Genomic DNA, 20,815 nt, shown 5'->3' with positions numbered 1-20,815 from the left:
AATTTTGATTTGTTTTATTCGGGCGCGGGCCAGGCGTCGCCCCAGTCCACGTCCCTGGCGCGGCGGTAGAGCTCGCCCTGCCGTTTGGAGACGTTGACGTCGCACAGGCCGTCGCCGTCCGTGCACAGGCGCAGGGTGACCAGGCCCTTGCGCTTGACGGGATGGCGCAGGACCCGGGCGGCCGGGCGCGGCCGGGGGGTGGTGGTGGCGGCCACGTAGGAGAACTTCTCGTCCTCGAAGCTCAGTGTGCCCGCCTTGGCCCGGCGGTGCAGGGATGTTCTCGGCAGGCGTACCGAGAAGTGGCACCAGTCGCGGCCCGGCTCGATCGGGCACCGGCCGTCGTGCGGGCAGGGGGCCACGACGGTCAGGCCGAGGCCGGTCAGGACCTCGCGGGCGGCGGCGACGGTGGCGTACCCGGCGGGGGTGCCGGGCTCGATGATGATCACCATGCTGGCGTTCCCGGCCAGCCGGCGGACCACGCCGGGGCGTTCGGCCTCGGGGAGTTCGCCCAGCGCGTACGACATGGTGACCAGGTCGGCGGCGGGCAGGTCGAGCCCCGCGCCGATGGACGCCTGCCGCCACGTCGTGCCGCGCAGGGCCCGCGAGCCGCCGGCCAGGCGGCGGCCGAGGTCGATGATGTGCGGGTCGTGCTCGACGACGGTCACCTTCTCGATGGACGGCCACACCTGGCCGGCCGCCCAGATCGCCGCCCCGGTGCCGCCGCCGGCGTCGAAGTGGCTGCGCGGCTCGAAGCCGGAGGTCAGCGCCGCCGCCCTGCGCATGGCGGTCTCGGCGGCGGCGTAGGTGGCGGGCATGCGGTAGGCGGCGTAGGCGGCTATGTCGGCTCGCGAGCGCAGGTGGTTGCCGCCGGTGGAGACGCCGTGCGTGCGGTATCGCTCGGTGATCCTGGCTACGGAGTCGGCCAGCTCCTGGGGGGAGAAGCGGGCCAGGGCCTGGTCGAGGGCGGTTCTGAGGTCATCGGGAAGCATGGCTGGGGTCACCTTGACGCGGGGAGGGTGCTGGGGAGGTCCACGGCTTGGAGCGGTCCGCGCCGGGGCGTGCGGAAATGAAGGCACGCAAAAAGGGCTCCTCGGAGGGAGATTCTGGAAACGGCCGGTTACGCGGGCGGCCGCTTCAGGCGAGGAGCGTTCGCCTGCCGGTACGGGGCCGGCGGCGGCCGGTCAGAGCGCGGAGCACCCTCGCCACGAAGCGGCGGCACAGACCTTGGCGAGGCGCATACGAACCCCCATCAATCACGTTAAGACGACCAGGAACATTATCGGTCATTCGCCGCACTCGGCGATACGGCCGGCCGGTTCAGGAGCCGGATGCCTGGCAGCCGTTGCGGAAGAGCCGCCAGAACGCCAGCGCCTCCTCCTCCGCACCGGCCCGGCCCCCTTCCGCGCTGTCCCGGTTCCCCTCCATGCCGACCTGGCTTCCCTCCGCGCGGCCCCCGTCTCCCTGCGCGCGGTCCTCGCTCTGCTCCGTCACCCAGTGCGCGATCACGCCGACGAGGGCGCCGGCCAGGTAGGCGGCGTGTACGCCCACCGGCACGTCCTCCCACCCGGAGGGACGCCGGCCGTCGGCGAAGCGGCCGGCGAGTTCGACGGTCAGGCGTTCGCGCATGCGGGCGGCGAAGCGGGCGCTGCCATGCGGGCCGAGCATGCGCGCGTACATGGTGGCGCTGCCGGCCACGTGCTCGAACAGCTCCGCCATCGGGCCGGGGACGCGGTCGCGGGGCGCGTCGAGCGGGCACAGCGCGGCGGCCCTGGCGACGGCGGCGACGGCGTCCTCCATGGCGTCGGTGACCAGGGAGTCGATGTCCGGGTAGTGCAGGTAGACGGTCGCCCGGTTCACCTGCGCGCGCTTGGCCAGCGCGGACATGGTGATGGTGGCGAGCTCCTGCCGCGCCGCCAGCTCCAGCACGGCGGCCTTGAGGCGGGCCCGGGTGCGCTGGGCGCGCGGATCGTCCGAGTTCACGCGGCCACTATACGACATCCATCGCTTATACGACATTTGTTGACTAATCGACATCTGTCGCATAGGTTGGCGGCATGAGAATCGAGATCTGGGCGGATGTCGTCTGCGGGTGGGCCCACATCGGCAAGCGGCGGCTGGAGAAGGCGCTGGCCTCCTGGGAGGGGGAGCCGGTCGAGGTGGTCTGGCGGCCGTACCAGATCGACCCGTCCGCGCCCGCGCGGGCGGTGCCCATGGCGCATGCGCTGCTCGACCCGGTGGCGGACGAGGCGCTGCGCTCCTGCTCGCCCGGTCTGTCCCCGGCCGAGAACCGGGGGCGGGTGGCCGGGGAGGCCGTCGCGGAAGGGCTCGGGCCGCAGTGGGGCTCGCAGTGGCGGGCCGGCACACTGGAGGCGCATCGGCTGATCGCGCTCGCGTACGAGAAGGGTGGCGCGGAGCTGCAGGACCGTGTGGTTGAGCGGGTGCTGCGGGCGCACTTCGAGCTGGCCCAGGACATCAGCGACCTGGCCGTGCTGACCGCGATCGCCGGCGAGGCGGGCCTGATCGAGGAGGCCGGCTACACCACCGGGGCGAACCAGGCCCAGGAGACCGGCCACACCGCCGGCGCGGACCTGGCCGACAAGCCCGGCCACACCGCCGGGGCAAGTCTGGCCGAGGAGGCCGGTTACGCCGCCGGGGCGGGTCACGCCGACACGGGCGACTCGTTGCGGCAGACGCTGCCGGGGGCGGGGCTGGTGCGTGAGTTGCTGCTCGTCGGCAAGGCCAAGGGGGTGCGGACCTCGCCGACGATCGTGGCGGGCGGGCTCGCGCTGGAGGGCGCGCAGTCGCCGGAGACGATCAGGCAGTTCCTGGAGGACGCGAGCCGGCGCCCGCTCCGCCGCCTGCCCGCCGAGGTGGAACGGCTGCGGTACGCGGAGTCGCTGCTCGACCGCCGCGACCCCCTCGGCGCGCTGACGCTGCTGCGGCCCCTCATGGAGGAGCACGGGGGCGATCGTGGCGTGCGGACGCTGGCGGCGCGGGCGTACTTCGCCTCGGCCCAGCTCAACCGCGCCCGCTCTGCCCTGGAGGCGCTGGTCGCCGAGTCCCCCGACGACTCCTACACCCGCCACCTGCTCGGCCGCACCCTGCAACGCCAGGGCAGGCACGAGGAGGCAGCCTCCCACCTCACCCTGGCCGCCGCCATGACGCCGGACTACGCGGCCGGCTGACCCGTTGTGCGACCATGATCCTTCCCGCCGCTCGACGACGGCGCATCGAACAACTCAGACGCGCTCGAGACGGGCGGCCGGTCGGTGGCGTCGTCGCAGGTCGTGGGCCGCGAGGAAGAGCAGTGCGGCCCACACGGCGCAGTACGCGCCGAAGACCGCTCCCCCGCGATCCGTCAGCACCGCGCCGCCGACCATGCCCACCGCCCCCACCAGGGCCACGGCCGCGCAGAGCCAGTGCGCGCCCAGCACTCCCAGGTACGCCCACCGGCGCCCGATCCCGAACCGCCCGGCCAGCAGCACCGCCATGACGAACACCCCGGCCCCGGCGTTCGCCCACTGCGCCGCCGCCACCTCGCCCGGCCCGTACGCCAGGTAGCTGTCGGGCGAGACCGCCGGCCCGCCGGTCACCCCCAGCAGGCCCTCAAGGGCGAAGACGACCTTCGAGGCCACGTACAGTCCGGTCCAGGCGATTCCCGCATCCGCGAATTTCATGACAACGACTCTGCCGCCGGGCCCGCCCCTCCCGGCTCCCCCTCACAGGGGATCCCGCTCCCCCGCGAGAGCCGTTCCCCGGGACGGCCGTGCCGGGCGCCCGGACAGGATCCCGCCGATGGCCACCGCCACCAGCTCGCGCTGCCGGTCCGGCAGCTCGCCCGCCAGCACTTCCAGCCGCCGCGAGACCTCCTCGTGCGCCCGCGCCCCGGCCCGCTCCCCCTCGCCGGTCAGTCCGATCCGGCAGGCGCGGCGGTCGCGGGAGTCGCGCGTACGCACCACCAGGCCGCGTTTCTCGGCCCGGTCCACGAGCCCGGTCAGGCTCGACTTCTCCAGTTGCAGTGTACGGACCAGTTCGCTCATCCCCACCGGCCCGTCCACCAGCAGGCACAGGAGCTGGGCCTGCTGCGGTGTCAGGTCCTGCTCCCTGCTGACCTCCGCGAACACCTGCTGCACCAGATGCGCCAGCCGTACGAGCGCGTCGGTGAACGGCAGGACCGGCTCCTTCGTCGCGACCATGCGCCCGAGTCTAGTTGACAGTAGTTCGCAAAACGAACTATTTTCCTTCGTACAACCAACTGTTGGCAGTGCGAACTAAACGCCCCCCAGGAGCCCTCCCATGCCCGACCTCGCGCCCGCGTACGGCGTCAGCGGTGTCATCCCCATGGTCAACGAGCCGGGCCGGGTGCGGCGCCTCGCCGCCGCAGGAGGGTCGCGGGCATGAGCACGTCGCTGGGCATCACCCCCACCCCCGACGACGGCGTACGCCTGTCCGGGACCCGCGTCTGGGACGAGAGCGCCCGCCCCACCGCTCCCCGCCCCGACCCCGGCAGGCGCTACACCCCCAGGGAACGGGCCAACGGGCGGCATCTCGTCGATGTGCACGATCACCTGCGCGCCGAGCTGACCCGGCTGCGCGACCTCGCCGGCCAGGTCGCCGCGGGTACGCTCGACGCCGGCGCGGCCCGCTCGCACATCAACACGATGACCATGCGCAGGCACGACTGGACGCTCGGCGCGTACTGCGAGTCCTACTGCCGCATGGTCACGATGCACCACTCCATGGAGGACGCGATGGTCTTCCCCCACCTGCGCCGCGTGGAGCCCGCACTCGCGCCCGTGCTCGACCGGCTGAAGGAGGAGCACCAGGCCATCCACCATGTCCTCGAACGGGTGGACCGCGCGCTGGTCGCCTTCGTGGCGGACCCGGCCGGCCTGGACGAACTGCGCGCGGTGGTGGACCTGCTCACCGACACCCTGCTGTCGCATCTGTCGTACGAGGAGCGGGAGCTGGTCGAGCCCCTGGCCAGGCACGGCCTGTGACGATCAGCAGCGCGACCAGCACCAGCGGCAGGGCCGCCCACGGCAGCGCCCGCGCGCCGGCGCCCTCCAGCACCAGGCCGCCGGCCAGCGACCCGGCCGCGATGCCGGCGTTGTAGACGGTCGCCTGCAGGGACGTGGCCACGTCCGCGTTGCCCGCCCCTGCCACGTCCACCAGCGCGCTCTGCAACAACGTCGGCATGCCCCCGAACGCCACTCCCCACAGCGCGGCGGCCGCCGGCACCGCCGCCGCGTACCCGCCGAACATCCCGAGCACCGCCATCGCCCCCGCCACGATCACCAGCGCGGCCACCAGGGTCACGCGCGCGAACCGGTCGATCACCGCCCCCGTCACCCAGATCCCCGCCACCGTCCCCACGCCGAAGACCAGCAGCACCACGCCCGCGCCCGCTCCCCCGTGCGCCGCCGTGAACGGCACCAGGTACGTATAGACCGCCTGATGCGCCACCAGCACCAGCGCCGTCACTCCCAGCGACGTGCGCACGCCGGGCATGACCACCACCCGCCGCAGCGGCAGGCGGGCCGCCGCGGGCTCGGCGGCGAAGTTCGGCACCTGCCACAACACCCATCCGATCAGCACCAGCGCCACCACGGCCAGCCCGCCGAACGCCGTGCGCCATCCGGACACCGACGCCAGCGCCGCCCCGGCCGGGATGCCCGCGCACAGCGCCACCGTGATGCCCGCCGAGACGATCGCGATCGCCCGTCCGCGCCTTTCCGGCGGCACCATCCGGGCCGCGTAGCCCACGAGCATGGCCCACAACACCCCGCCCATGACCCCGGCCAGCACCCGCGCCCCGAACGTCAGCGCGTACGAGGACGACAGCGCGCTCACCCCGTTCAGCACGGCGAACCCGGCCAGCGTCCCCACCAGCACCGGCCGCCGGTCGAAGCCGCGCAGCGCGGCCGTCACCGGGATGGCCGCCAGGAACGACGCCACCGCGTACGCCGTCACCAGGAACCCGGCGCGGCCCTCCGTCACCTCCAGCCCGGCCGCGATCTGCGGCAGCAGCCCCGCGGGCAGCAGTTCCGTCATCACGGCCGTGAACGCCGCCGCGAACAGTGCCAGCAGTCCCGGCCATGGCAGCCTCCCCGGGCCGGCCGCATTGGCGCTTGTCACCTCAGTCATGCGACCATGCTGAAACCTTCACATCAGTGTGAAGGCAAGGAAGGTGTCATGAGGATCGGGCAGCTCGCCCAGCGCACGGGCGTACCCACCCGGATGTTGCGCTACTACGAGGAGCAGGACCTCCTGCACCCCGAACGCGCCGAGAACGGTTACCGCACCTATCCGGAGCCGGCGGTGTACCGCGTGCAGCAGATCCGCGGCCTGCTCGACTCCGGCCTCACCACGGAGATCATCCGCCGTATCCTCCCGTTCCTCGACGAACCCGACAGGATCCATCTGCACCCGCAGTGCCTGACCCCCGAGCTGGCCGACCTCCTGGAGTCGGAGGCGGCCCGCATCCAGCAGCGCATCGACTGCCTGTCCCGCAACCGCGACGCCATCCACGCCTACCTCGCCGCCGTCCGGGCCCTGCGGCGATGAGCGCCTCAACACCACCGGGCGGCGCGGGAACGCTGGCGTGGTTGCTCGGTGAGGCGGAGCGCGGGCGTCCGCCCGAACCGGACGGCGGCCTGACGATCCTGCCGCAACCGTCGCCGCGCGACGCGGGCGTCCTCGCCTTCACCGCGCACTCGGTGGTCTTCGCCGACGTGGACCCCGGCTGGGTCCGCGACCGGCTCCCGCCCGGCGACCTGTCCGCGCCGCTCTGCTCGCCCTTCCTCCAGGCCCTGGCGGCCAGGACCGGCCGCCGCATCGGCGGCGTCGACCTGCTCGGTCTGGCGCGGCCGCTCCCCGGCGCCGCGCCGATCGGGTTGGAAGAGGTCACCGGCAGCGACCACCCGCGGGTGACGCGGGCCCATCTCTACCGCGACGCCGTACGCGTGTGGACCACCGAGGACGACGGCGGCCTGCTGGCCGTGGGTCGGGGCGTGGCGGGGCGGTGGGAGGCGGCGGTCGAGGTGGAGCCGGAGCACCGCGGCCGGGGCCTGGGCAGGCGGCTGGCCACGGCGGCCAGGCATCTCGTTCCCGGCCCGGTGTGGGCGCAGGTCGCGCCGGGGAACGCGGCCAGCGTGCGGGCGTTCCTGGCGGCCGGGTACGCGCCCATGGGCGCCGAGGTGCTGCTCCGGGAACCCTGAGGGGAGCTATCCCATCGCGATCGGTGGCGGCCACTGTTTTTGCTGGTCAACGGCCCCCTGTTGGGTGAAAACGGGCGTGGCGGTGCATGGATACCACAAGATCGCTACGTATAGTGATGGCCGATGTCACTTCGTGATTACAGGGGGAGATCATGAGAAGTACCCTCATCGCCGCCGGTGGTGCGCTGCTGACCGCGGCAGCGCTGTTCGGTACAGCCGGCGCCGCGGCCGCCGACCAATGGTACGACGAGGCCTGGAACAACTCCTACCCGAGCCACTGCGGCCTCGGCGTCAACGAGGACTCCACCTACCAGCATGTCACCAAGCACGGCGTCTTCGCCGGCACCCGCGCCGCCGACGGCTGCAAGGGCGGCAAGTACGACGACCACGGCGCCGATGATCGTTACGATGACGACAACGGAAATGAAGGCGCCGAGAGGTAGGGGCGTCACAACCGGCCTACCAGCGGCAACGGCGGCCCGGTCGCGCCACGGTCACGGCTCCGGCATCGGGGACGCGACCGGCCTGCGGCGCTGACCGCCCGCCACACCTGTCCCGGCGCCCGCCACTCGGGTGCCGGGACCGGCGTGTGTACGGGGCGCGTGTACGGGGCCATCGCCATGCCGGGCCCGGCGTCACCGGTGCTGATCACCGCCGGATAGCCTGGTCACGTGCGACTCGGCGTGAACGTACCCAACTTCGGCCCCGGAACCGACCCCGGCGTCCTGCGGCGCTACGCCATGACGGTCGAGGGGCTCGGCTACGACCTGCTCATGGTCTCCGACCACGTGGTGATCACTCCCGACGTGGCCGAACAGTATCCGGCGCCCTTCTACGAGCCGTTCACCACGCTCGCCTGGCTGGCCGGCGCGACCTCGGGCATCGGGCTCGGCACCACCGTGCTGATCGTCCCGTACCGGCATCCGCTGCTCGTGGCCCGCATGGCGGCCAACCTCAACGACCTCAGCGGCGGCCGGCTGGTGCTGGGCGTCGGGGTCGGGTGGGCGCGGCAGGAGTTCGAGGCGCTGGGCGTCGAGCACGGGCGGCGCGGCCGGCTGACCGACGAGCACCTGGCCGCGATGCTCGCCGCCTGGGCCGACGAGCGCGACTACCGCGGCGGCGTGCCCCTGTGGGTGGGCGGCGGGAGCGAGGCGGCGCTGCGCAGGACGGTACGGTTCGGCCAGGCGTGGCATCCGCTCAGGAACACCCTGCCCTGGTTGCGCGAGACGTGGCCGCGATTGCGCGCGATGGCTGAGGAGCAGGGGCGGCCCGTGCCCGCGCTGGCTCCCCGGATCCTGCTGCGGGTCACGAAGACGCCGCTTACCGGTCCGGATCGGCTGGCGGGCGAGGGCACGATCGAGCAGATCGCCGAGGACCTGGAGCAGTTGCGCCTGCTCGGCGCGGAGACGGTCGTGCTGGACCCGATCCACGAGAGCGCCGAGGAGACCCTGCATCCGGAGACGGCCTGGGAGATGCTCGCCGCGGTGGCGGCCCGCAGACCCACGGGCTGACGCCGCGGTGGCGAGCCACAGCCCCGCGGTCTGACGCGCCGCAGTGGCGACCCGCAGTTCCACGGCCTGACGCCGCGGTGGAGGGCGCCGCAGACTCGCGGCCTGACGTACGGCGTGCGGAGCTGCGGCTGTTATCTTTTATCCCGTAAAGAATTGTCCGGCCCCGGGAGTTCCGCGTTGGTCGTCTTCGCCGGTCAGGGTGACGCGCGACGGTCGATGGCGCTGCTGTGGCGCAGCGGCGAGCCGGATCCCGAGGTGCGGCCGGGCCCCAAACCGGGGCTGAGCGTGGACGTGATCGTCGAGGCCGCGATCGAGGTGGCCGACGCCGAGGGCATGGCGGCGCTGTCCATGCGCAAGGTCGGCGACCGGCTGGGCCGCACGGGCATGGCGCTGTACACGTACGTGCCGAGCAAGGGCGAACTCATCGACCTGATGTACGACCGGGTCCTGGCCGAACTGCCCACCCGGTACGACCTCGGCGCCGGCTGGCGGCCGGCCGTCGTATCGTGGGCCCGGCACACGCTGGAGTTCTACCTGCGCCACCCCTGGGTGCTGCAGGTGTCGCAGGTGCGGCCGGTGCTGGGGCCGAACGAGTTCGCGATGCTGGAGGGCGTGGTGGCCGTGCTGCGCGACACCGGGCTCACCCCGCGCCGGGTGCGCGGGGTGATGGCGCTGCTGTTCGACTTCGTACGGGGTGCGGCCAAGACCGTGTCGGAGTCGCGCCTGGCCCCGTCGGCCACCGGGGTGAGCGACGAGGAGTGGTGGCAGGCCCGCTCGTCCCTGCTGAAGGAGGTCGAGCCGGAGTTCGCCGCCCGGTTCCCGATGGCGTCGTGGGTGGAGTCGCAGGACGACGAACCCGACGACGGGCCCGACGATGCGCACCCCGGCGGAGAGACGTTCTCAATCGGCCTGAACGTGCTGCTCGACGGCATCGAGGCGGCCGTGAAAGCGGGTTAAGGACGAACACGGGTTAAGGACGCAGGCCGGGCTAAGGGCACAGGCGGGCTAAGGACACAGCGTCGCAGGCGGGTTAAGGACGCAGGCGGGCCGTCAGTTCCGCCTCGTCCCGTACGAACCAGAGTTGCCCGCCCCGATTGGCCTCCACGACCCAGGCGCGCAACGCCGTACTGGCGGCGGTGTGGCTGGAGACGTCGCCCACGATGGCCAGGCCGATGCGGTAGTTGGCGAACTTCTGCGCGATCTCCCCCGCCACCCCGGTGCTCAGCGTGAAGAAGCCGGCGGGCAGCCGGGCGGCGGGCACGGCCACCCAAGTCGCGCCGGCCGTCCAGGCTTCGCCGATGAGGTCGAGCACGTCGGCGGTCTCGCGCAGCGGCTCGCCGTGCGGGTCGCACAGCAGGACGTCGTTGTCAGGCATATGTGTTCTCCAAGAAGATCTGGCGTGGTCTGGGCGGGCGGGTGGGTCACTCCTTCACCAGCGCGTCCACGATGCGCAGCACCTGGGCGCTCATCTCCAGCCCGCCCAGCACGATGACCTTGAGGTGGTCGCGCTCCTCGTCGAAGACGAACTCCACGCGCAGCCCGCTCGGGCGGGTCGCCAGCGCGCCCATGACCATCGTGCTGATCCGGTCCATCTCGCCCCTGGCGATGCCGTCGATCTCCACGATGCTGGACACCTCGGCGTGCCGCAGCCGGCCGGGGGGCTGCGCGGGCAGGCCGGCGAAGGTCGCGAGGTCCTCCTTGGCGATCCGGTACTGCTTGCCGACCCGCACGGCGGGCAGCCGTCCGTCGCGCACGTAGTTGCGCACGGTCTTCACGTGCAGGCCCAGAAAGCTCGCCGCTTGCTCCACGGTGTATTGCTCCATAACATTCCCCATCATGCCTTACTCAGGGAGTGATAGGGAACGTTCAGGCGTGCGGACCCACGGTGATCTTGCCGATCGTCAGGCGCGGCCGGGCCTCCATGACCTCGCCCAGCCGCCGTACCTGCTCGGTCAGCTCGCCGGACTGGGCGGCGGTGAGGTCGCGCAGCGGCTCGACCGTCACCTCGATCCGGCTGCCCGAGCGCCGCTGGTGCCAGACGCCGGCCACGTTCCCATCCACGAGCAGCACGGGGAAGTTGCCCGCCTGCCCGCCGGACAACGCCCGTTGCGCCGCGGCTCCGGCGTACAGCAGCTCGCGGGGCCGGCCCGCCACCACGTACGCGTCGAAGTACGGCAGCAGCCGCACGCCCCGCGGCGGTTCCTGCGGCATCACGGTGTCGCCCGCGAGCACCCAGGCGGGCCGCCCCTCCAGGCGCACCTCCTCCAGGTCCACCCCCTTGAACGCCTCGGCCGCCCACCTGGCCGGCCCGCCCGCCCACTGGGCGAACTGCGCGGGCGTGGCGGGGCCGTACGCGTGCAGATAGCTTCTGACCAGCCCGGCGAGCCCGTCGGTCACCGGCGGCGCGAGCGGCGCGGCCGTGTAGGTGACCTTGCGGCCGCGCCCGGCCCCGAAGACGAACGCGCCCCGGTGCGCGGCCGACGCCAGGGCCTGCCGCCAGCGCGGCCAGAAGCCCTGGAACGCGGGCATGACCAGGTCGCCCGCCCACGGCCCGGTGGCCGCCACGACCGCCTCACTCAGCTCGTCCATCGTCAGCTCGGCCCCTGCGAGCACCTCCCGCACGGCCGCCACCACCTGCTCGATCTGCTCGGCCGTCAGCCCCCTGTCCGGGGGCATGGCGGTGGGCGAGACGGGCACCGACGACATGGCGCTCACCCACATCGGCAGGTCGCGGGCGCACAACACGTGCACCGTGCCGCGCGGCCCGTGCGTCTTGACCAGGGTGCGCTCCTTCCACAGCGCCTCGCGCACATGGGCCCGCGTGATCCCGTCGAGCCGCAGCCCGATGGAGGCCTCGGCGGCCGACATCACCTGGGCGTGCACCCCGACCATGGCCGCCGCCATCTCCTCGGGGCCGCCGCCCTTCGGTTCGCCGGCCAGCCCCGCGCGTTCCAGCCGCCGCGCGCTGACCTGCGGCCATGACAGTTCGATCACCGAAATACCCTTCTTTCGCCCGTTCAGAGGCCCACCATAGGTGGTAATGCGGAAGATCAGGTGCCGCAATATCCGGGCAGAACCGGCGACACGCGCCGAGACCGTGAAAGCGGATGTAAAGCGAACTTTCATCTGCCCCGTCTAATCTCACCTTTCAAGATCCGCCTCGGTGCGGACCGGCCGGTGGCGGCCCGGCTCCCACTCGGTTGTTCCTGCGATGACAAGGAATTCGGTTGATACAGCTGCGGGCGCTGGAGCCCGACTTCTGGCGTGCGCCCAGTGCGCACAACACCCAGCCGTGGACGCTCACCTACACCGGCGGCGAGGCCGCCGTCGGCTGGGACCCGGCCAGGGCGCTGCCCATCAGCGACCCCACGGGCCGCGACCTGCGGCTCAGCATGGGGGCGTTCGTGGAGTGTTGCCTGATCGTGTGCGCCGACGCGGGCCTCGACGTCGGTTTCCGCCCCGACCCCGGGCCGCTGCGGGTGGGGTTCCTGCATCCGGCCGGGCACCGGTACGAGACCCCGTTCACGACGGCGGACATCCGGGCCCGGCGCGCCACCCACAGCGAGTTCCGCGCGGGGCGGCTGCCGGACGAGGTGGCCGGCGCGCTGGAGGGGACGCGCCGGCTGCCCTGCCGGGATCTGGCGGACCTGCTGCACACCGCCGACCTGCACGAGTTCGGGAACCGGGAGGTGTCCCGCCAGCTGCGTGCGTGGCTGCGGCTGACCCGGCGCCAGCGCCGCCGCTTCGTCGGCGGGCTCGGCGACCGGACGCTGACGCTGACCAAGCTGGAGGCCATCGGGCTGCGGGCCTCGCTCGCCCTCTTCCCCGCTCTGCGGCGGCTGGGGCTGCCACGGGTGCTGGCCGGAGCCTCGCGCGGGCTGCTGGACGACGACGGTGACGCGCTCGTGCTGGTCGGCCCGGCGGAGGAGGAGGTGGAGCAGGGACGGCTGGCGATGCGGCACGCCCTGACGCTGTCGGGCCTCGGGTACACGACGCATCCGCTGAGCCAGGTCATCGAGTGCGAGGCGACCCGGCGGAAGCTGGCGGACCGGCTCGATGTGGCGGATCCCCGTACGCTGCTGTACGTGGTCCGGGTGGGCCGCAGGGGCGCGCCGGCCCCCGCCAAGCTTGATCACCCTTAGTCAACATACGACCACATGGCGTGTAAAATGGAGTCGGCCGGCTGCCCAAGTCCCCCCGATCCTCCTCCGCGACCGGCCCGGCCCCGCCGTGGTCAGGAGGTGCGCATGGACGTCGTCCTGCTGCTCCTGTCGTTTATCGTGGCCCTCTTCACCGCCATCACCGTCGGCGACCTGAGACGCGCGCGGCGCGACCGCGACTCCGGCGAGGTGCTCCCGGCCCGCGACGGCCCGCCTCCGACCCATTACGAGCTGGCCTATCTGGCGGGCGGTCCCGACCGGGTGGCGGACCTGGCCCTGGCCCTGCTGGCCGGGGCCGGGGCGATCCGGCTCGCGCGCGACGGCCAGGCGCACAGGGTCGTCTCGCCGCCGACGGCCGCCCGCCATCCCATCGAGAGGGCGGTGCTGGCGTTCGTCGAGGCGCGGCGCGGGGCGCACCTGTTCGAGATCAGGCGGGAGGTACGGCGCAGCCCCGCGCTCGCCGAGCTAGCGGCCTCGCTGACCCGGCTCGGGCTGCTGGCCGCGCAGATCCCCCGCGCCGACGCCGACCTGCTCGCCTGGCTGCGCTGGTTGCGTACGGCGGCCCTGGCCGGGGTGGCGCTCGAAGTGCCGGCGATGCTCGTGCAGCGCACGGTCTGGCTGCCGCTGCTGGGAATGGTCATCCTGGTGGGCACGCGGATCGTGGCCCAGAGCGAGTTGCGGGAGTGGGGCGAGCCCGGCGCGACGCGCGTGGGCACCTGGCGGGCGCGGCAGGAGCTCGAACGGGCGCGCGGCCGGCATCCGCACCGGGCCACGTCCGCGACCATGGCCGTGCCCATCGCGCTGTACGGGCTCGGCGAGCTACCCACACCGGCCGATCCCCCGGAACCGGACGCGGGCCGGAGCGGCGAATCAGGCAGCGGCGGTCCCTGAGGACCTGTCAGGCAGCGGTGGTGGCGGCCTCTGAGGGGACCTGCGGTGGCTCCGCCGGCTCGTCCGGCATGGTGACCGGGACGGGCTCGGCTCGTGCGGACCAGCGGCCGTCGTCGCTGCGGACGAGGCGTACCGGGTGGTCGAAGCACGTGCTGACCAGGTCGCTGGTCAGCACCTCCGCGACCGGCCCCGAGGCCAGGCAGGCTCCGTCGCGCAGCAACATGGCGTGCGTGGTGGTGGCGGGGAGTTCCTCAAGGTGGTGGGTGACCAGCACGGTGGCCAGCGACGAGTGCCGGGCGCGCAGCGCGTCGATGCTGGCCAGCAACTGCTCACGGGCCGCCAGGTCGAGCCCGGTGGCCGGCTCGTCGAGCAGCAGGAGCCGGGGTTGCGGCATGAGGGCGCGGGCGATCAGGGCGCGGCCGCGTTCTCCCTGGGACAGGGTGGGCCAGGTCGCCTGCGCCCGGTGGCTCATGCCGAGCATGGCGATCAACCGGTCGGCGCGCTCGGCCTCCTGCCCGGTGGGCGTCCAGCGGGGCACGACCGCGGCGGTGTTGGTCAGGCCGGTCAGCACCACGTCACGCACGCGCAGCGGCCCGTCGGGGGTGTGGCGCGGGTTGATGTGCCCCAGGTAGGAGCGCAGCTCGCGTACGTCGACGCGGCCCAGCGTGCGGCCGAGCACCTCGACCACGCCACGGCTGGGATGCGTGACGGCGCCCAGCAGGCCGAGCAGGGTGCTCTTGCCCGCGCCGTTGGCCCCTAGCAGCGCCCAGTGCTCGCCGGGCCGTACGGTCAGGGAGATCTCCCGCAGCAGGTGGCGGCCGTCGCGGATGAGCTCCACGCGGTCGGCCCGCAGCACGTGCCCGGTGTCGGCGGGACGCGAGACGACGGTCATCGGGCCGCCTCCGCACCGCTCGCCGCGCCCTCCTCCAGTCGCGGCACCGGCTGCTCGTGCCACCGCCGGGACGATTCCGCCACCACGTGCTCTCCCCTCGTCAGATCATTGGGGTAAACTTATCAGCTCCTCAGACATCTGATGTTTCGGGTTCACGACCTCGGCTCGCAGGGGTCCGGGTCGGCGACGGGTTCAGGCGCCGCAGGCCGTGCGGACCTCCGCGACAAGTTCGGTCGCCGCGTCGATGGTGCGGCCGATCTCCTCAGGCGTGTCCCCGACCGCCGCCAGCAGCGCTCCGGCCCGCTCCCCGAAGTTCTTCGGAGCCGACGGCAGGCGTCCGGCCGAGGCGATCATGCCCTTCTCGTTGATCAGCCAGGCCCCGTCGGCCGCGTGCAGGGCGTGGCAGGCCACGCCGATCGCCCGGAACAACGCCCCGGCCGCGTACGCGGGATCGCGCCCGGCGGCGCCGTACCGGGCCGTGCTCAGGGCGAAGTCGCACTCCCACAACCTCGCGATCAGGGACTCGCGCAGCGCCGGCGGATAGTGCGCGGCCTCCTCGCGCAGGAGCGTCGCCTCGCCGGTCGGGTCGGCCAGCACCTGGCACAGGGCCGCCTCGCCGGCGTAGGCGTGCGACCAGAAGCCCAGCGGGTGCCCGACCTGGAAGCCGATCTCGTACTGGCCGGCCCGGCAGTCGCGCCAGATCCCGTGCACGCGGTCGAGGTCGCGGTAGATCCAGTCCACCCGCCACCCGTCCAGCGTGAGCCAGCCGCCCCCGTCCACCCACGGGCCCCATTCGCCGGGCTCGGTGACGTCGGTGTCCTGGCCGGTCATCTCCCGCGCGAGCACGCGCAGTTCCGCGACGGCGAGGCGGCCCCGGCAGTAGAGGCCGAGGTCGATGTCGGAGTCGGGCCGGTGGGTGCCGCGAGCGCGGCTGCCGCCCAGGACGACGGCCACCACGCCGGGCACCGCGACCAGCCGCTCGGCGATGCCGTGAAGGTCGGGCTGGAGATCGGGATTCTGCACGTGGCGAGCCTAGTACCGGCGGCGGCCGTCTTGACAACCGTTTTTTTCGGGGAGACCGTCCTGTCATGTACGAAGTGGCGGCGATCGAGGACGCGGCGGCAGCCGAGGCGTCGCTCGACCCGATGCGGTCGAAACTGCTGGCGGAGCTGGTGGAACCGGGCTCGGCGACGTCGCTGGCCGCCAAGGTGGGCCTGGCCAGGCAGAAGGTCAACTACCATCTGCGCACGCTGGAGCGGCACGGCCTGGTGGAGCTGGTCGAGGAGCGCAGGAAGGGCAACGTCACCGAGCGCGTGATGCAGGCCACGGCCGCTTCCTTCGTGATCTCCCCCACCGCGCTGGCCTCCGTGCAGCCCGACCCCGCCAGGTCGCCCGACCGGCTCTCGGCCCGCTGGCTGCTGGCGCTGGCGGCGCAGCTCGTACGGGATGCCGGCGCCCTGATCGCCGGGGCCGCGAAGGCACGGCAGGACGTGGCCACGTTCGCCATCGACGGCGAGGTCCGCTTCGCGTCGGCGGCCGACCGGTCGGCGTTCGAGGAGGAACTGGCACGGTGCGTGACCTCATTGATGAGCAAATATCACGACACGTCCGGCGGAGAGGACGGGCGTGACCACCGGCTGGTGCTGGCGGTTCATCCCACGATTCATCTCGCCTTGCGCGGCCAGAGGGGTGGGCCGGGCGGGGAAGGGCAGGACTGAGCGGGTGAAGGTCGTCGCGATCTCCGACACGCACGCGCCCAGGCGCTGGCGCACCTGCCCGCCGCTGGTCGCCGGGCACCTGCGCGGCGCGGACGCCATTCTGCACGCGGGCGACGTCTGCGTGCCCTCCGTGCTGGACGAGCTGGCCGCGTACGCGCCCGTCCACGCCGTCAAGGGCAACAACGACGGGCCCGACGTGGTGGCGCCGGAGACCCTGGAGCTGACCCTGGACGGGCTGCGCGTCGGCATGATCCACGACAGCGGCCCGGCCAAGGGCCGCCTGGCCCGCATGCGACGCCGTTTCCCGCACGCGGACCTGGTGGTCTTCGGTCATTCGCACATCCCGCTCGACGAGTCGGGCGACGGTCTGCGGATCTTCAACCCGGGCTCCCCCACCGACCGCCGCCGCCAGCCGCACGGCACGCTGGGGCTGCTCACCATCGAGCGCGGGGCGCTCACCCGGGCCGAGATCGTCGCCGTCACCTGAGGAGGCACCCACCCGGCGACGCCTCCTCCACGAGGCCGTCCTCCTGTCCACGAGGCCGTCCGCCTCCACGAGGCCGTCCTGCTTCACAAGGCAGTCCTACTCACGAGGTCGTCCTACTTCACGAGGTCGTCCTTCGACTTGTCCAGGTTGGTCTTCAGCTCCTCCATCACCTTGGCGTAGCCGAGGTAGCTGTAGCGCTCGGCCGCGTGCCACGGGTAGACCTGGCCGGCCTTGACGGCGGGCAGCTTGGCCCAGGTCGGCTTCTTGGCCATCTCCTCGGGCTTCATCGACTGGGCGCGGGCATCCGAGAGGATCACGTCGGCCTGGTACTTGTCGGCATTCTCCCAGCTCAGCACCTCCCAGAAGCCGCCTTCGCTCTCCGTCGGCCTCTCGGGGGAGACGATGTTCAGGCCGAGCTCGCCCCAGTACTGGATGTCGGCGTGGTCGGGCAGGTAGGCGACGTACAGGGACTCGGGCGTGCCCGTCACGATCATGACCTTGAGGTCGGGCTTCTCGGCGGCGAGGGTCTTCAGCGCCGCGCTGGCGGCGTCGAAGCGGTTCTTGGCCTCGACCACGGGCGCGGCCTTGGGGTCCGCGCCGAGCGCGGCGGCGAGCTGGCCGTACTTCTCGATGATCTCCAGCAGCGGCTTGCCGCTGAGCCGTACGCCGACGGACGGGACGATCTGCTCGACGGCCGCGGCCGACTGCTCGGGGACGTACCAGAGCGCGTCCTTCACGTACATGCCCGCCACCAGCAGGTCGGGCTGAAGCGTGGCGAGCTTCTCGACGTTGAACTCGCCGTACGCGTTCCCGATCGTCTCGACCGTGGAGATGTCGACCTCGCCCACCTCGGGGTCGGGCCCGCCGTCCTTGAGCTTGTGCGGGCCGAACACCCCGACCGGCCGCACGCCGAAGTCCCACAACGCGGCCGCCGCCGACGCCTGGGCCACGACGCGCTTGGGCCGCTGCGGCACGGAGATGTTCTTGCCGCGATCGTCGGTCCAGGTCCATTGTGCCTGCGAGGCGGAGGAGGCCGGGGCGGGCGGCGCGGCCGTACCGCCACAGGCACTGACACCGAGCAGAGCGGCGGCGCCGAGGGCGACAAGGGTGCGTCGCGGGACATTGGCCATGGGTTCTCCTCTTTAGGCGGGCTTTGCCCTTCTGGTCGGCATATTAGATTAGCCTTACCTAACCGAAAAGACCCCCTTAAGGGTCTTAAGGCCCGGCGGTAAGCCGGCGGGAACGAGGCCGTAAGCGCCCTCCAGCACAGTGATCTCAGATCACCGGAGCAGAGAAGGGCCGAAGAGATGAGCCAGCCGCACACCACCGCCGTCCTGGACGAGATCCGCCTCCCCGGGTTCACCGGGACCGTGCACCTGCCGGGCGAGGCGGGGTACGACGAGACGCGCCGTTCGCTGAACCCGGCCGTGGACTCCCGCCCGGCGCTCGTCGCCGAGGCGTACGGCCCCGGCGACGTACGCTCCGCGCTGCTGGCGGCGCGCGCCCACGGGGTACCGTTCGCGGTCCAGGCCACCGGGCACGGCACGCACACCGCGTGCGACGGCGGCATCCTGGTCAGGACCTCGCCGATGGCGTCGGTGCTGGTGGACCCGGCCCGCCGGGTCGCCAAGGTCGGCCCGGGGGCGCGCTGGGGCGAGGTCATCGCCGCCGCCGCGCCGTTCGGCCTGGCGCCGCTGTCGGGCTCCGCGCCGTCGGTCGGCGCCACCGGCTACACGCTGGGCGGCGGGCTGGGCTGGCTGGCCCGCAAGCACGGGTTCGCCGCCGACAGCGTGCTGCGCGCCGAGGTGTTGCTGGCCGACGGCCGCCACGTCACGGCGAGCCCGGAAAGCCACCCCGAGCTGTTCTGGGCGCTGCGCGGCGGCGGGGGCGGGTTCGGCGTGGTGACCTCGCTGGAGTTCCGGCTCCACCCGGTACGGGAGGTGTTCTCCGGGTTCGCCTACTTCCCGATCGAGGCGGCGGCGCGGACACTGACGGCCTACCGCGACTGGATCGAGGACGCCCCCGACGAGATCAGCACGGCGCTGGTGTTCAAGCGGATGGCCGACGACGAGCAGGTGCCGGCGCAGGTGCGCGGCAGGCACGTGGTGATGCTCAAGGTCCTGTACGCCGGGGCGGCCGGGCAGGCGCGGCGGCTGCTCGCGCCGCTGTACCGGGCGGCGGGTCCCGCGCTGCTGGACGAGACGCGGCCGACCACGTACGCGGCCTCCGCCATGGGCGGCACGCCGAACCGGCACATGGACATGTTCGACACCGTGCCCGACGCGGTGGTCTCCTCGCTGGTACGGGCGGCGGAGCGGGCGCAGACCGTGGAGATCCGCCACTGGGGCGGCGCGATGGGGCGGCCCGGGGCGGACGCCGGGCCCGTGAGCCACCGCTCCACCGCGCTGTCGGTGATCGTGGACACCGTGGTCCCCGGGCTGGCCGAGGAACTGCGGCCGTACGCCAACGGGGGGACGTTCCTGAACTTCCTGGCCGACCCGGCGCGGACGGCGGCGGCGTACACGGCGGCGAACTACGCGCGACTGCGGGACGTCAAGCGGGCCTACGACCCGGACGGCTTCTTCCGCATCGGCCACGTCGTCACCCCGTGACCCGCGCGCGCGACCGCGAAGGCCCCGAGCAGCTCGGCGGCCCACTCCCCGGCGGAACCGAGGGGTGGGCCGCCGGGCGGTTCAGTGCATGGCGGTTCAGTGCATGGCTACGGTGCCGGTGAGCTCGTTCGGCGGCTGGGGCAGGGTGGCGCTCTTGGTGACCTTGCCGGAGGCCAGGTCCACGGCGTGGAGTTGCTTGCCCTCCGGGTCGCTCACGTACACGGACTGGTCACGCACGAAGATGTTGGGCCGGGGACGCTGCCACTCCAGCGGCTCCTTCCACTCATCCAGCACCTTGACGGTCTTGGTGACCTTGGCGGTGGACGGGTCGATCACGTGGATGGCGCCGTCCGTGCCCAGGACGAGGGCCTCACCCTGGGGACCACGCGCCAGGGAGCGGAAGGTGTAGCTCGTCCCGATGTCCACCAGCTTCATGGAGCCGCTCGCCGTGTCGATGAGCGAGATCTGGGTCGGGCGCTCCAGCTCGGCGTCCGGATCCTTTTTGTAGTCGCCGAGGACGATCGGCGACAGGTCAGAGCCGGACTGGTTGCCGATCCGGCCATACTCGTCCGGACTGTCGATCTTGGTGATCTTCCCGTCCTTGTAGAGCAGCACGCCGTCCTCGCAGCCGACCACGACCGCCTCGTCCTGCGCGGTGGCCTCGCCGTGCACGCCGGGGCACTCCTCGTTGCGGACGATCTCCTTGAGGTCCTTGTCCAGGGCCATGATGCCGGTGCGCTTCTCCTCGGTGCCGAGGGTGGTGACGAGCTCGCCGTTCTGGAGCTTGATCGCGACTCCGTGGTGCGCCTCGGCCGACTTGTACGTCTCCCCCTTGGGCAGCCCGGCGGCCAGCTCGGCCGGGTCGAACATGGTCACCTCGCCGGTGCCGTCGGCGAACAGGACGGTGGTGCCGGCGTGCCTGACCACGTGGCCCGGCTTGACGCCCTTGAACTCGTCGGTCTTCAGCGTGCCGGAGGCGGCGTCGAGGACCCGGAAGCCGGTCGAGGTGGAAACCAGGACGTGCCGCTCGTCCCCCGCGGGGTTGACGCGGTTGTACCCGGGGAGCGGGATGTCCTTGACCACTTCCAGGCTCTGGCCGTCGAGGACGTACAGGCCGCCGTCGTAGGTCATGACGACGGGGTCCGCCGTCGTGGCCGCCGCCGTCGTCGCCGCCGGCGTGGTCGGCTGCGTGGTGGCGGGTACGGCGCTCGCGGCCTCCTGGCCGCCACCGCCGCACGCGGTGAGCAGGAGGGCCCCGGCGACCAGCGTCGCCGGAGCGGTGATCCGTGACCGGACGGTCATGTGGTGCACCTTTCTGAGGGTG

At 72.6% G+C, this 20,815-nt stretch carries 24 protein-coding genes; 12 read left to right on the top strand and 12 right to left on the bottom strand.

Annotation, left to right across the window (positions count from 1 at the left end; genetic code table 11):
- Nucleotides 1–14: 14 nt before the first annotated feature.
- Together AB0I81_RS37100 and AB0I81_RS37095 are read right to left on the bottom strand one after the other, a co-directional pair.
- Nucleotides 15–989: a small ribosomal subunit Rsm22 family protein gene (locus AB0I81_RS37100; RefSeq protein WP_360666789.1), complete on the bottom strand. Its 975-nt coding sequence runs from the start codon at nt 987–989 to the stop codon at nt 15–17.
- 328 nt (nt 990–1,317) lie between these two features.
- Nucleotides 1,318–1,980, bottom strand: a complete 663-nt coding sequence (locus AB0I81_RS37095; RefSeq protein ID WP_360666787.1) for a TetR/AcrR family transcriptional regulator — start codon at nt 1,978–1,980, stop codon at nt 1,318–1,320.
- A 74-nt stretch (nt 1,981–2,054) separates the two neighbouring features.
- Here AB0I81_RS37095 and AB0I81_RS37090 point away from each other — a divergent pair, with 74 nt between their 5' ends.
- Nucleotides 2,055–3,185 carry a DsbA family protein gene (locus tag AB0I81_RS37090; protein ID WP_360666784.1) on the top strand — a complete coding sequence of 377 codons (1,131 nt, stop codon included), beginning with the start codon at nt 2,055–2,057 and terminating at the stop codon, nt 3,183–3,185.
- A 54-nt stretch (nt 3,186–3,239) separates the two neighbouring features.
- Here the strand turns inward: AB0I81_RS37090 and AB0I81_RS37085 are convergent, their stop codons facing one another.
- Nucleotides 3,240–3,677, bottom strand: a complete 438-nt coding sequence (locus tag AB0I81_RS37085; protein WP_360666781.1) for a hypothetical protein — start codon at nt 3,675–3,677, stop codon at nt 3,240–3,242.
- A gap of 42 nt (nt 3,678–3,719) precedes the next feature.
- The gene (locus AB0I81_RS37080) at nt 3,720–4,196 is read right to left on the bottom strand and encodes a MarR family transcriptional regulator (RefSeq protein WP_360666778.1); all 477 of its coding nucleotides are present in this window, start codon (nt 4,194–4,196) and stop codon (nt 3,720–3,722) included.
- A 201-nt stretch (nt 4,197–4,397) separates the two neighbouring features.
- On the opposite strand from AB0I81_RS37080, the gene AB0I81_RS37075 reads away from it, so the two are divergent.
- Nucleotides 4,398–5,000 (top strand): hemerythrin domain-containing protein, encoded by a 603-nt coding sequence (locus AB0I81_RS37075; protein WP_360666776.1) that lies wholly within the window; start codon nt 4,398–4,400, stop codon nt 4,998–5,000.
- Here AB0I81_RS37075 and AB0I81_RS37070 read toward each other — a convergent pair.
- Nucleotides 4,924–6,147, bottom strand: coding sequence for an MFS transporter (locus AB0I81_RS37070; protein WP_360666773.1), 1,224 nt, complete (start codon nt 6,145–6,147; stop codon nt 4,924–4,926). The genes AB0I81_RS37075 and AB0I81_RS37070 overlap by 77 nt on opposite strands.
- A 48-nt stretch (nt 6,148–6,195) precedes the next feature.
- Here AB0I81_RS37070 and AB0I81_RS37065 point away from each other — a divergent pair, with 48 nt between their 5' ends.
- The 5 genes from AB0I81_RS37065 (at nt 6,196) to AB0I81_RS37045 (ending at nt 9,688) form a co-directional block, all read left to right on the top strand.
- A complete protein-coding gene (locus tag AB0I81_RS37065; RefSeq protein WP_360666771.1) occupies nt 6,196–6,567 on the top strand; it encodes a MerR family transcriptional regulator in 372 nt (123 codons plus the stop codon).
- Nucleotides 6,564–7,220, top strand: a complete 657-nt coding sequence (locus tag AB0I81_RS37060) for a GNAT family N-acetyltransferase (protein WP_360666768.1) — start codon at nt 6,564–6,566, stop codon at nt 7,218–7,220. The genes AB0I81_RS37065 and AB0I81_RS37060 overlap by 4 nt, the downstream gene beginning before the upstream one ends.
- 152 nt (nt 7,221–7,372) lie before the next feature.
- A complete protein-coding gene (locus AB0I81_RS37055) occupies nt 7,373–7,663 on the top strand; it encodes a hypothetical protein (protein WP_360666766.1) in 291 nt (96 codons plus the stop codon).
- A gap of 228 nt (nt 7,664–7,891) precedes the next feature.
- Nucleotides 7,892–8,731, top strand: coding sequence for an LLM class flavin-dependent oxidoreductase (locus AB0I81_RS37050; protein ID WP_360666763.1), 840 nt, complete (start codon nt 7,892–7,894; stop codon nt 8,729–8,731).
- Nucleotides 8,732–8,908: 177 nt separating this feature from the next.
- Complete coding sequence (locus AB0I81_RS37045; RefSeq protein ID WP_360666760.1) at nt 8,909–9,688, top strand: TetR/AcrR family transcriptional regulator; 780 nt, start codon at nt 8,909–8,911, stop codon at nt 9,686–9,688.
- A 73-nt stretch (nt 9,689–9,761) separates the two neighbouring features.
- Here AB0I81_RS37045 and AB0I81_RS37040 read toward each other — a convergent pair whose 3' ends face one another.
- The 3 genes from AB0I81_RS37040 to AB0I81_RS37030 are packed head-to-tail and all read right to left on the bottom strand — an operon-like array spanning nt 9,762 to nt 11,725.
- A complete protein-coding gene (locus AB0I81_RS37040; RefSeq protein ID WP_360666758.1) occupies nt 9,762–10,106 on the bottom strand; it encodes a DUF4180 domain-containing protein in 345 nt (114 codons plus the stop codon).
- Nucleotides 10,107–10,152: 46 nt separating this feature from the next.
- A complete protein-coding gene (locus AB0I81_RS37035) occupies nt 10,153–10,554 on the bottom strand; it encodes a helix-turn-helix domain-containing protein (protein WP_360666755.1) in 402 nt (133 codons plus the stop codon).
- Between the two features lie 43 nt (nt 10,555–10,597).
- Complete coding sequence (locus AB0I81_RS37030) at nt 10,598–11,725, bottom strand: winged helix DNA-binding domain-containing protein (RefSeq protein WP_360666752.1); 1,128 nt, start codon at nt 11,723–11,725, stop codon at nt 10,598–10,600.
- Between the two features lie 233 nt (nt 11,726–11,958).
- Here AB0I81_RS37030 and AB0I81_RS37025 point away from each other — a divergent pair, with 233 nt between their 5' ends.
- Together AB0I81_RS37025 and AB0I81_RS37020 are read left to right on the top strand one after the other, a co-directional pair.
- Nucleotides 11,959–12,873, top strand: coding sequence for a hypothetical protein (locus AB0I81_RS37025; protein ID WP_360666749.1), 915 nt, complete (start codon nt 11,959–11,961; stop codon nt 12,871–12,873).
- 105 nt (nt 12,874–12,978) lie between these two features.
- Nucleotides 12,979–13,782, top strand: coding sequence for a TIGR04222 domain-containing membrane protein (locus tag AB0I81_RS37020; RefSeq protein ID WP_360666746.1), 804 nt, complete (start codon nt 12,979–12,981; stop codon nt 13,780–13,782).
- 7 nt (nt 13,783–13,789) lie between these two features.
- Here AB0I81_RS37020 and AB0I81_RS37015 read toward each other — a convergent pair whose 3' ends face one another.
- Nucleotides 13,790–14,674 carry an ATP-binding cassette domain-containing protein gene (locus AB0I81_RS37015; RefSeq protein ID WP_360666743.1) on the bottom strand — a complete coding sequence of 295 codons (885 nt, stop codon included), beginning with the start codon at nt 14,672–14,674 and terminating at the stop codon, nt 13,790–13,792.
- Between the two features lie 192 nt (nt 14,675–14,866).
- A complete protein-coding gene (locus AB0I81_RS37010) occupies nt 14,867–15,697 on the bottom strand; it encodes a nucleotidyltransferase domain-containing protein (protein ID WP_360666740.1) in 831 nt (276 codons plus the stop codon).
- A 65-nt stretch (nt 15,698–15,762) separates the two neighbouring features.
- Between AB0I81_RS37010 and AB0I81_RS37005 the strand changes: the two genes are divergently transcribed.
- Nucleotides 15,763–16,392, top strand: a complete 630-nt coding sequence (locus tag AB0I81_RS37005) for a helix-turn-helix domain-containing protein (RefSeq protein ID WP_360666737.1) — start codon at nt 15,763–15,765, stop codon at nt 16,390–16,392.
- Between the two features lie 4 nt (nt 16,393–16,396).
- The gene (locus AB0I81_RS37000; RefSeq protein ID WP_360666734.1) at nt 16,397–16,879 is read left to right on the top strand and encodes a metallophosphoesterase family protein; all 483 of its coding nucleotides are present in this window, start codon (nt 16,397–16,399) and stop codon (nt 16,877–16,879) included.
- Nucleotides 16,880–16,992: 113 nt separating this feature from the next.
- Here AB0I81_RS37000 and AB0I81_RS36995 read toward each other — a convergent pair whose 3' ends face one another.
- Nucleotides 16,993–18,009, bottom strand: coding sequence for an ABC transporter substrate-binding protein (locus tag AB0I81_RS36995; protein ID WP_360666731.1), 1,017 nt, complete (start codon nt 18,007–18,009; stop codon nt 16,993–16,995).
- 177 nt (nt 18,010–18,186) lie between these two features.
- Here AB0I81_RS36995 and AB0I81_RS36990 point away from each other — a divergent pair, with 177 nt between their 5' ends.
- A complete protein-coding gene (locus tag AB0I81_RS36990) occupies nt 18,187–19,491 on the top strand; it encodes an FAD-dependent oxidoreductase (protein WP_360666728.1) in 1,305 nt (434 codons plus the stop codon).
- Between the two features lie 96 nt (nt 19,492–19,587).
- On the opposite strand, the gene aztD is transcribed toward AB0I81_RS36990, so the two are convergent.
- Nucleotides 19,588–20,793: a zinc metallochaperone AztD gene (gene aztD / locus AB0I81_RS36985; protein WP_360666725.1), complete on the bottom strand. Its 1,206-nt coding sequence runs from the start codon at nt 20,791–20,793 to the stop codon at nt 19,588–19,590.
- Nucleotides 20,794–20,815 lie beyond the last annotated feature (22 nt).

Origin of the sequence: Nonomuraea sp. NPDC050404, from assembly GCF_040655495.1 — a bacterium.
Taxonomy (GTDB): Bacteria; Actinomycetota; Actinomycetes; order Streptosporangiales; family Streptosporangiaceae; genus Nonomuraea.
This window is presented reverse-complemented; position numbering and strand designations above follow the sequence as displayed.